The sequence below is a fragment of the Paraburkholderia sp. MM5384-R2 genome (assembly GCF_014201025.1).
Lineage (GTDB): Bacteria > Pseudomonadota > Gammaproteobacteria > Burkholderiales > Burkholderiaceae > Paraburkholderia > Paraburkholderia tuberum.
Genome location: NZ_JACHDI010000070.1, coordinates 1 through 3,700 on the forward strand (window position 1 = coordinate 1; position 3,700 = coordinate 3,700).

Annotated in this window: 4 protein-coding genes; all 4 read left to right on the plus strand. The window is 58.6% G+C overall.

Features of this window, described 5'->3' with window-relative positions; translation table 11 throughout:
- Positions 1-272: 272 nt before the first annotated feature.
- Positions 273-653 carry a 30S ribosomal protein S12 gene (rpsL, locus tag HDG37_RS38550; RefSeq protein WP_006053290.1) on the plus strand — a complete coding sequence of 127 codons (381 nt, stop codon included), beginning with the start codon at positions 273-275 and terminating at the stop codon, positions 651-653.
- Positions 654-834: 181 nt separating this feature from the next.
- The gene (gene rpsG / locus HDG37_RS38555) at positions 835-1,305 is read left to right on the plus strand and encodes a 30S ribosomal protein S7 (protein WP_006053291.1); all 471 of its coding nucleotides are present in this window, start codon (positions 835-837) and stop codon (positions 1,303-1,305) included.
- Positions 1,306-1,436: 131 nt separating this feature from the next.
- Positions 1,437-3,539 (plus strand): elongation factor G, encoded by a 2,103-nt coding sequence (gene fusA, locus HDG37_RS38560; RefSeq protein WP_184056798.1) that lies wholly within the window; start codon positions 1,437-1,439, stop codon positions 3,537-3,539.
- Positions 3,540-3,587: 48 nt separating this feature from the next.
- The coding region (locus tag HDG37_RS38565; protein ID WP_233461887.1) for a GTP-binding protein at positions 3,588-3,700 on the plus strand (113 nt) is incomplete at its 3' end.

Consider the following 3,700-nt stretch of genomic DNA (forward strand, 5'->3'; position numbering starts at 1 on the left):
TCTGAAAAATATCCGTAACCTCGCTGCATGGGATACCGCTATGCGGGACTCCGTCCTCGGCCTTGCCTGATACGGGCCTTCATGCGGAAGCCCTGCACCAACCTATTGACTTTCTTATTATTTTCGGAATATGATGTTAGGTTCCGGTTCTTGGAATGCCTACGCGCAAGTTCAGTTCGTGCGTGAGCGGCCAGCCGGAAGTTCGATGCGCGGGCGTTTCCGCTTTGCCCGGAAACCGATGCGTCGATTTTGTTCAATCTCAGGAATAATCAATGCCAACCATCAATCAACTGGTTCGCAAAGGCCGCACGTCGGAAACGACGAAGAGCAAGAGCCCGGCTTTGCAGGACTGCCCCCAGCGTCGCGGCGTGTGCACCCGTGTGTACACCACGACGCCGAAGAAGCCGAACTCGGCACTCCGTAAGGTCGCCAAGGTTCGTCTGACGAACGGCTTCGAAGTCATTTCGTACATTGGTGGCGAAGGCCACAACCTGCAGGAACACTCGGTCGTGCTGATTCGCGGCGGTCGTGTGAAGGACTTGCCGGGTGTGCGTTACCACATGGTTCGCGGCTCGCTGGATACCCAGGGCGTCAAGGATCGTAAGCAGGCTCGCTCGAAGTACGGTGCGAAGCGTGCCAAGGCTGGCAAGTAATTTAGCCGGTCGATCGTAGTTTCAGGTCGCCTGCAAAGGCGGTAATAGCGATGGTGCCGGAATCGCCGGTGCTATCGAGTAAGTGGTCACCCGACCAGGCTGGTTAGTCTTACGGATGAATCGGGTTAGTTGGTGGCCGAGGGGCTGTAAACAGCTCCAACTGAAAAGTAAAGGAAGAAACATGCCGCGTCGTCGCGAAGTCCCCAAGCGGGAAGTGTTGCCGGATCCGAAGTTTGGCAACGTTGATGTAGCAAAATTCATGAACGTGCTGATGCTCTCCGGCAAGAAGTCGGTTGCCGAGCGTATCGTGTACGGCGCTTTCGAACAGATCCAGACCAAGGGTGGCAAGGACCCGCTGGAAGTGTTCACGGTGGCGCTCAACAACGTCAAGCCGGTGGTCGAAGTGAAGAGCCGCCGCGTTGGTGGTGCGAACTATCAGGTTCCGGTCGAAGTGCGCCCGTCGCGTCGTATGGCATTGGCGATGCGTTGGCTGCGTGAAGCCGCGAAGAAGCGCAGCGAGAAGTCGATGGCCCTGCGTCTGGCAGGTGAACTCTCCGAAGCGGCCGAAGGCCGTGGCGGCGCGATGAAGAAGCGCGACGAGGTTCACCGGATGGCAGAAGCCAACAAGGCGTTCTCGCACTTCCGTTTCTAAGCTTCCCCACTCCGGGTTTAGCGGAAAACGGAAAGAAATTCCGGGCGGGTGCGCTTCAAAGGCGCCTCGCCCGTTTGTGTTACAGCGCGATGGGTATCTCTCGCATCGCGTCATCCCAATAGAGGATCAAAGTGGCTCGCAAGACTCCTATCGAGCGCTACCGTAACATCGGTATTAGCGCTCACATCGACGCCGGCAAAACGACGACGACCGAGCGCATTCTGTTCTACACGGGCGTGAACCACAAGATTGGTGAAGTTCACGACGGCGCTGCCACCATGGACTGGATGGAGCAGGAGCAGGAGCGCGGCATCACGATTACTTCCGCTGCTACCACGGCATTCTGGAAGGGCATGGCGGGCGACCGCGCCGAACACCGCATCAACATCATCGACACCCCGGGTCACGTCGACTTCACGATTGAAGTCGAGCGCTCGATGCGCGTGCTCGACGGCGCGTGCATGGTGTACTGCGCTGTGGGCGGCGTGCAGCCCCAGTCGGAAACCGTGTGGCGTCAGGCTAACAAGTACAAGGTTCCCCGTCTCGCGTTCATCAACAAGATGGACCGTACCGGCGCGAACTTCTTCAAGGTCTACGACCAGCTCAAGCTGCGTCTGAAGGCGAACCCGGTTCCGGTCGTCGTGCCTATCGGTGCGGAAGAGAACTTTACGGGCGTCGTCGATCTGATGAAGATGAAGGCGATCATTTGGGACGACGCGTCCCAAGGCACCAAGTTCTCGTACGAAGACATCCCGGCAGAGCTCGTCGACACATGCAACGAATGGCGTGAAAAGATGGTCGAAGCCGCGGCGGAAGCGAACGAAGACATGATGAACAAGTACCTCGAGTCGGGTGAGCTGACCGAAGAGGAAATCATCAAGGGTCTGCGCGACCGTACGATCGCTTGCGAAATCCAGCCGATGCTGTGCGGCACCGCGTTCAAGAACAAGGGTGTGCAGCGCATGCTGGACGCCGTGCTCGACTTCCTGCCGTCGCCGATCGACATCCCGCCGGTTACCGGCGAGCTGGAAAACGGTGAAAAGGGTGAGCGCCGCGCTGCTGACGACGAAAAGTTCTCGGCACTGGCATTCAAGATCATGACCGACCCGTTCGTCGGGCAACTGATCTTCTTCCGTGTGTACTCTGGCGTTGTGAATTCGGGCGACACCCTGCTGAACGCGACCAAGGACAAGAAGGAACGTCTGGGCCGTATTCTGCAGATGCACGCGAACCAGCGCGAAGAAATCAAGGAAGTGCGCGCAGGCGACATCGCCGCTGCGGTCGGCCTGAAGGACGCGACCACGGGCGACACGCTGTGCGATCCGACGAGCCCGATCGTGCTCGAGCGCATGATTTTCCCGGAGCCCGTGATTTCGCAGGCTGTTGAGCCGAAGACGAAGCCGGACCAGGAAAAGATGGGTCTTGCCCTGAACCGTCTGGCGCAGGAAGATCCGTCGTTCCGCGTTCAAACGGACGAAGAATCGGGTCAAACCATTATTTCGGGCATGGGCGAGCTCCACCTGGAAATTCTGGTCGACCGGATGAAGCGCGAGTTCGGCGTCGAAGCAACGGTTGGCAAGCCGCAGGTGGCTTACCGCGAAACGATTCGCGGCAAGGCGGAAGACGTTGACGGCAAGTTCGTCAAGCAGTCGGGTGGTCGCGGCCAGTACGGTCACGCGGTCATCACGCTCGAGCCGAACGAGCAAGGCAAGGGCTACGAGTTCCTGGACGAGATCAAGGGCGGTGTGATTCCGCGTGAATACATCCCGGCAGTCGACAAGGGTATCCAGGAAACGCTGAAGGCCGGCGTGCTGGCGGGCTTCCCGGTCGTGGACGTGAAGGTTCACCTGACGTTCGGTTCCTACCACGATGTCGACTCGAACGAAAACGCGTTCCGCATGGCCGGTTCGATGGCGTTCAAGGAAGCGATGCGCAAGGCACAGCCGGTCATCCTCGAACCGATGATGGCTGTCGAAGTCGAAACGCCGGAAGACTACATGGGCAACGTGATGGGCGACCTCTCTGGCCGTCGCGGTATTGTTCAGGGCATGGATGACATGGTTGGCGGCGGCAAGATCGTTCGCGCCGAAGTGCCGCTGTCGGAAATGTTCGGCTACTCGACGTCTCTGCGTTCGCTGACGCAAGGCCGTGCAACGTACACGATGGAGTTCAAGCACTACGCTGAAGCTCCGCGTAACGTGTCGGAAGCGATCATCAACGCGAAGTCGAAGTAATCGCGCGGCAAAGTCATTCAACGATTAACTTTCTGAAAGAAGAGAAACATGGCTAAAGGTAAATTCGAGCGGACCAAGCCGCACGTGAACGTGGGCACGATCGGTCACGTTGACCACGGCAAGACCACGCTGACGGCAGCGATCACGACGGTCCTGACGCA